Raw genomic sequence first — 6,544 nt, forward strand, 5'->3', positions numbered from 1 at the left:
AGCAGGATGCAGCAATCAGCGTATAGAACAAGCTCTAACGGGCAGTATGAACAAAATAGCAACTTTATTTCACCCGAAAATATACGGTGGAACAATGTTGCTTACTCTAAACTCTAGTTTTCATAGTGACGCTGAAAATCTGTCCGTAGCGGGTTCTGCTGCAGCAGCCGTTGCAGGCGGGCCTCGATCGCCGTTTTCAGATTCTGCACCGTCGTCCGCCTAGCGGGGCTTCGCTCGAATTCCTGCCGCAGGCGGTCGAAATCGATCTTGCTGATGTCGTAGGGAGCCCTATCTTCACCTTGCCAATCACGTTTTACCTCGACGGTCTCATCAACCACCCGGTGCAACTGCCGAATAATGTCGCTGATGTCCGCCTGTTCCCGATCCTGCTGGAGGCTCTTGTAAACCACGTTGATCGCGTCATGGTCGGCCCGGTGCGCATTGACGCCCTGGACGTTGAGACAGGCCTTGAACTTTTTGAACGCTTCGCGGCACATCACTTCAAAGCGCTTGCGGGTTTCATCGTTTTCGTTCGCCGCCTCTTTCGCGGCGACAATGGCGGCGTTGCGCTCAAAGCCGGTCTTCTCCCTGATGCCATCGAGCGAGGCGCCCCGCTCCTCCAGGAAGCCTCGCACCAGGGCAATGGCCTCGGACAGATCCGCCAGCAGTTCCTCTTCCGGCCGGGCCGGGTCGGTTTCATCCGCCGCGCCGCCGTGGCCGGTATCGCCAGTGCCTTGCGCAGATTCTTGAGAATGCCGCAGTAATCGACAATGAGCCCGTTGTTCTTGCCCTCATGCACCCGGTTGGCGCGGGCGATGGCCTGCATCAGGGTATGGGCCTTGAGCGGTTTGTCCAGGTACAGAGTGGACAGGCTCGGCACATCGAAGCCGGTCAGCCACATGGCGCAGACAATGGCGATCCGGAACGGGTGCGCATCCTCCTTGAAGGCCTCATCCAGAGCCATGCGCTGCATGTTGCGGAAACGGGGATCGGCGCGCATCGCGGCGGGCAATTCGATGCCTTCCTTGATCAGCCGACGGTGCGACGTGATATCGAGATCCCACTTGCGAAACTTGTCCACCTCGCCCTGTTCTTCACTGACGACCACGGCCACCCTGGTCTCGCGCATCCAGTCGATCTGTCGGCGCGCAAGGATTTCTTCCTGCTCGTCCGTGATCGAGGCAAGCTGCTGTTCCAGCGCCTGGATGCGTTCTCGCCAGTAAAACTCGATCAGCCGGTGCATGCGCACGCAGGTGATCTTGTCGATACACACCAGCATGGCCTTGCCGGACTCCCAGGCCGTCGAATAGTGCCGCACGAAATCCCGCGCCACCTGATCGAGACGCTTGCCCGCCGTGATGATGTGGTAATCGCGCTTGAGTTCCCGCTCCAGGCGCTGCTCGACATCGATGTCGTCCGTCTCCAGTTCCTCCAGCTTCTCGGCAATACGCTCGTTGAGATCATCCACCGCGATGCCGAGCTTGTCGCCCCGGGCATCGTAGTAGAGCGGCACGGTCGCGTTATCCTCCACCGCGCGCTGAAAATCGTAGGTGGAAACATAGTCGCCAAATACGCGCCGGGTGACCTGATCGTCGGTGAACAATGGCGTGCCGGTAAAACCGATATAGCTCGCGTTGGGCAGGGCGTTGCGCATGTTCAGCGCCAGCGTGCCGTACTGGGTGCGGTGGGCCTCGTCGGTAATGACAATGACATCATCCCGCCGGGTGTAGCCCTCGTCGGGATCGACTGCCTGGTTGAACTTCTGGATCAGCGAAAAGATGTAGGACTTGTGCTCAGCCAGCAGTTCGCTCAAATGCTGCCCGCTGATGGCGCGGCAGGGGTCGCGATCATTATCGACCACTTCGCAACCGGCGAAGGTCTTGTAGAGCTGGGTATCGAGATCCTCACGGTCAGTCAGGATCACAAAGGTAAAATTGCCGCCCAGCTTGCGGCGTACCTTGCGGGTGAACATCACCATCGAATAGCTCTTGCCCGCGCCCTGGGTATGCCAGAACACGCCCAGCCTGCCCTGGCGGTTCTTCCGGTCGCGCACCGCCTCGATGGCCCGGTTTACCCCGAGGAACTGGTGATTGCGGGCGATAATCTTGCGGGTCTCGCCGGACGATTCATCGAACAGAATAAAGTTTTCCAGCAGATCCATGAAATTGCGCTTGTTGCACACCCCCTTGAGCAGGGTCTCCATGTCCACCACGCCCGGCTCATCCTCGGCCAGCCGCTTCCACTCGTGGAAATGCGCCCACTTGCTGGTCAGCGACCCGATCTTCGCCTTCTCGCCGTTGCCGAACATGACAATGGTGTTGTGGTGGAACAGGTGGGGAACGGTATCGCGATAGTCGGAATAATTCTGCTCGAACGCCGCCTTCAAATCCCTGTGGATGTTCTTGCACTCGACGAACAGCAGCGGCAGGCCATTGACGAAGCCGACGATATCCGCCCGCCGCCGGTACAGATCTCCGCGCACCCACAGCTCACGCACGCAGAGGAAATGGTTGTTCTCCGGCTCCTCGAAATCGAATACCCGCAGGCGCTGGCGCACCCGCTCACCGTCGGCATTGCGGAACCTGACCTGCACCCCATCCTTGATCAGGTCGTATTTCTCCCGGTTCGTCGCCAGCAGGGTTTGGGAAGCCACGCTTGTCGTAATCTGACGCATGGCATCGTCATAGGCTTCATCGGGAAGCTCGGGATTGAGTTCGACCAGCTTCTCCCGCAATGGTCGCGTCAGCACAACCTCGCGGTCCGAAGCCCGGCCCAGCATCCCGTCAGGGCCGAAAGTCTCGTTGTTGTAGGCGTAAACCGACTCCCACCCGAGTTCTTGTTCCAGATACTCGGCTGTCGTTTGCTGGGCTAGGGTGTCTTCGGTGTAGGGCATATCTATAGCGGCAAGTCGCTTTGCCGTGTTGTGACCCACTGGTAACGGACGGGGCGTGTGAGCTTTTTCAGCTTTTCCTCACTGACAGCATGCTTGAGCCAGGCATTGAGCTGGGTTTTGTTTAGATTCAATGCTTCAACCAGCTCATCGGGCTTTTTCGGCACATCACTGCATAGTGATGCCACCTTAATGAGAAACAAATCGTAAAAATCCAGATCGTCGGTTGGGCGGGAATTCACCCTAGATTGTTCAGGCTGGCCCGCATCCGCGTCGTCGGTTTCGGTATCCATATCTTGCTTCGAGCCAGTTTCAATCGCTGTTTCTGATGTTGATACAGACTCTTCGGTCTGCCCATAGGCGTGACCTATACTGCCCTCATTGACTTCATTCGCGGCCCTGCTGAATAAATCTTCGCCAGCTTCCTCAACGATTGGCGCAACGGAAAACAACGAAGCGAAATCAATCTCATCGACACTATCCGGCGCCCATAAAGCGCCCGCCCTCACAATTGCTGCATTGCCGGCTTTTGGATCGGAACTGCGTTTCACCCAGAGCGGCGTCCATTGTTTTCTTATGTTCTCAAAAGCGCCGTTCCAGGTTCCGCCCTTCTCACCGGAATGGACCACCATCGCCGCATCCGAGAGGCAATAAATGTACTTGTTCCGTTGCATGGCATTACCGGCATTGAACCCCGCTTCCGGATAGAAGGTCGAGATCAACACAAGATTATTCGCCATCAGATATTTACGATACCTGGCGGAGGAACAGGCGCGCAGCAGGTTGTTGGCCAGTACGCCAATCACCGTCCCTTCCGCCTCCAGCGCTCCCAGCATGGCGGCCTCGTCCACCCCGCGCGCGCCACCGGAGACAATCGAATAACCGTTGCCCGCTGCCAACGCACCCAGGTCCCGGCTGTAAGCCAGATCCTGCTCCGTTGCATTTCGCGACCCCACGACGGCCAGGCCGCCACCGTTCAGCAAGGCGCGGTTGCCGCAACCGAACAGAACGGCTGGCGAGTCGGTTCTCAGACGTTGTTTCAGGCGGATCGGGTAGTCCGGATCGGATCGCGTCATCACCCACAGCCCGGCCCGGAGCCATTTCTCCATCGCCAGCGCCAGCGCGGAACCCCGGTCCATCAGCCCCTCGATACGTTCGAGGGTAACCGTCTTGTCCGACCAGCCGTTCAGCAATTCTCCCAGTCGACCGTTCATCAACTGTTCCGGTGTTAGTGATTTTTCCTTCAGCCACAGGGCAAATCGCCCCCATTCCTTCGGCGTGAGTGGCTTGACCGCGTCTTTTCTGGCCTTTGCAAAATGCGCCGTCAGCAACAGGATGGCTTGTGTATTGGGGGAGACCGACATTTAACTTCCCGTACTTGTTGAGGCCAGCGCCACCGGATAGACCGGCCCGCTGCCCGCCTGTCTTAGCAAGGCGGCGAGCACCGTTACCGTCCATCCGGAATCGATCACATCATCCACCAGTAGCACAGGCGTACCTGGAATCCCTTCGCTTACCTTGAACACTCCGTCCAGATTCCTGCACTGGTGAAAACGGTTTTGCTGGTTCTTCTGGGGTTCGTTGTCGACGACCTTGTGGATCGCATCCACGAACGGTAATCCCAATCGTGCCGCGAGGCGTTGTGCGAAATCCGGCGCCAGCGCCGGATGCTTCAACGACGGTACACAGGTCACCCACTGCGGCGCCGGGTTCGGTTGCCATCGTTGTTCCAGCATTTCGGCGACCGCTTCGACCAGTTCATCCCGGAAGTGACCACTATGCTTGTCATCGGCGACCAGTCCGCCCCAGCCGGCATCTCCCCAACGGGAGAGTATTCGTCCTTCTGATGCTTGAAGCTCCGAAGGGAGCTTGCCGCTGAAGCCATATACCTGGAATGCCCCGGCGGGTGCCTGTTTCTTCGGTTTGAAGGGCATCTCCGCATGCTTCAGGTACTGGGCTGCGGCGATAGCGAGTGTCCGGTCCACATCAACGCCCACCACCGGCTCGCCCAGGCACACCGCACACCGGCCACAGTCTTCCGTCTCTGGATCATCCAGCGCATGACGCAAATACGCCATCAGGCAAGCTTCGCTATCGATATAGCCCTGCATCTCCCACCATTCGATTTCCCGCTGTTGGGTCAGATGCTCGATACGCTCGTGATCCATCCGGAATGGCACCGGCGTACGGCGCCACTTGCTATCCTGCTTGATCACTGGCGCCGGGTTCTCGACGCTGAGAATCTTCAGCACCTTGTCGATCTGTCCCTGCCTGAGATTCAGATGCTGTTCGAGCTGGCGAACAGACAACTCGTCGTGTTCCGCCAGTATCCCGAGAATGGCGTTCACATCCCGCTCGTCCGGAAAAGCCCCACGGCGGAACCATTCATGGATATCCTCATCCTCCTTGCCGGACAGCAACACGCCATAGGCGGTATCGATCGCCCTCCCGGCCCGGCCGACCTGCTGGTAATAGGCCACGACGGAACCGGCCGCCTGGTAGTGAATGACAAAGCCGAGATCGGGCTTGTCATACCCCATGCCCAGCGCCGTGGTCGCCACCAGCACCTTGATGCCATTGTTCAGAAGCAGGTCTTCGAGGTGCTGCCGGTACTGGTTGCTACTCTCGAAATCCTCATGCGCCACACTGCCGTGGTAGGCCCGTGCTACAATGCCTTGCCGGTTCAGCCAGGCTGCGACCTGTTCCGCGTCGCGAATGGTCAGCACATAGACGATGCCCGTACCCGGCAACTCGGGAATGTACTGTGCCAGCCAGGCCAGCCGCGATGCCTGATCGGGCAAGCGCAGCGTCTGCAGCGAAAGACTGTCGCGCACCAACGGCCCGCGCTGGATCTCGATATCGCCCAGTTGCGCCCGCACATCCTCGATCACCCGGTTGTTTGCGGTGGCAGTGGTCCCCAGAACCGGCATGTTCGGCGGCATCTGCCGCAGCACATTGACCAGCCGCCGGTAATCCGGTCGGAAATCGTGACCCCAGTCCGAGATGCAGTGCACCTCATCCACCACCAGCAGACCCACGCGATCCGCCACCGGCAACAGCACCTCGCTGACGAATTCCTCATTCGACAATCGCTCCGGTGAAATCAGAATGGCGTCCACTTCATCCGCCAGCATCGCCGCATTGATCTCCGGCCAGTTCTCCTGATTGGTGGAATTTATCGTCTCCGCACGGATACCCAGCCGGTTCGCCGCCTCGATCTGGTTGCGCATCAGCGCCAGCAGGGGAGACACGATAACCGTCGGTCCCGCGCCACGGTCCCGCAGGATGCGCGTGCTGATGAAATAGACCGAACTCTTGCCCCAACCCGTGCGCTGCACCACCATCAGCTTTTGGCGGTGATTGACAATTGCGTCGATGGCTTCCCATTGGCCGGGGCGGAAATGGGCATTCGGGTTGCCGACGGCGGTTTGTAATAGGGTTTCTGCTGCGCGTCTATCCATTATGACCATTCCAGTGTCAGTTTTCCCATATCAGGCCCTAAATTTTCACAATTACGGTATAGTGAGCCATAGTCACCACCTTAGGGCCCCGGAAAAAATAGATTACCCCAATTTTGTAATTGGATTGATTGTGACAAACCATGATTCCAGATCGGGTTTTCTGTCAAATCGTTTTTCCAATTCACGCATGGCC

4 protein-coding genes are annotated in these 6,544 nt (G+C 58.3%); all 4 read right to left on the reverse strand.

The annotated features are described in order from the left end of the window. Positions 1 to 113 precede the first annotated feature (113 nt). The 4 genes from ACOCD2_RS10140 to ACOCD2_RS10155 are packed head-to-tail and all read right to left on the reverse strand — an operon-like array spanning position 114 to position 6,351. Complete coding sequence (locus tag ACOCD2_RS10140) at positions 114 to 497, reverse strand: hypothetical protein (protein WP_374209593.1); 384 nt, start codon at positions 495 to 497, stop codon at positions 114 to 116. Next, positions 497 to 2,932 (reverse strand): type I restriction endonuclease subunit R, encoded by a 2,436-nt coding sequence (locus ACOCD2_RS10145; RefSeq protein ID WP_419586461.1) that lies wholly within the window; start codon positions 2,930 to 2,932, stop codon positions 497 to 499. Before ACOCD2_RS10145 ends, ACOCD2_RS10140 begins: the two co-directional genes overlap by 1 nt. After that, entirely contained in the window at positions 2,896 to 4,254 is a 1,359-nt protein-coding gene (locus tag ACOCD2_RS10150; RefSeq protein WP_293647224.1) for a DNA-processing protein DprA, read from the reverse strand. The genes ACOCD2_RS10145 and ACOCD2_RS10150 overlap by 37 nt, the downstream gene beginning before the upstream one ends. Further along, entirely contained in the window at positions 4,255 to 6,351 is a 2,097-nt protein-coding gene (locus tag ACOCD2_RS10155; RefSeq protein ID WP_293647222.1) for a RecQ family ATP-dependent DNA helicase, read from the reverse strand. Positions 6,352 to 6,544 lie beyond the last annotated feature (193 nt).

Source organism: Thiolapillus sp. (assembly GCF_048562965.1).
Lineage (GTDB): Bacteria > Pseudomonadota > Gammaproteobacteria > Chromatiales > Chromatiaceae > Thiolapillus > Thiolapillus brandeum_A.

What these genes read in the sequence shown, in the direction of transcription:
- ACOCD2_RS10150 (WP_293647224.1), bottom strand. Translation starts at nt 4,254, where the DNA reads ATGTCGGTCTCCCCCAATACACAAGCCATCCTGTTGCTGACGGCGCAT.
- ACOCD2_RS10155 (WP_293647222.1), bottom strand. Translation starts at nt 6,351, where the DNA reads ATGGATAGACGCGCAGCAGAAACCCTATTACAAACCGCCGTCGGCAAC.
- ACOCD2_RS10140 (WP_374209593.1), bottom strand. Translation starts at nt 497, where the DNA reads ATGTGCCGCGAAGCGTTCAAAAAGTTCAAGGCCTGTCTCAACGTCCAG.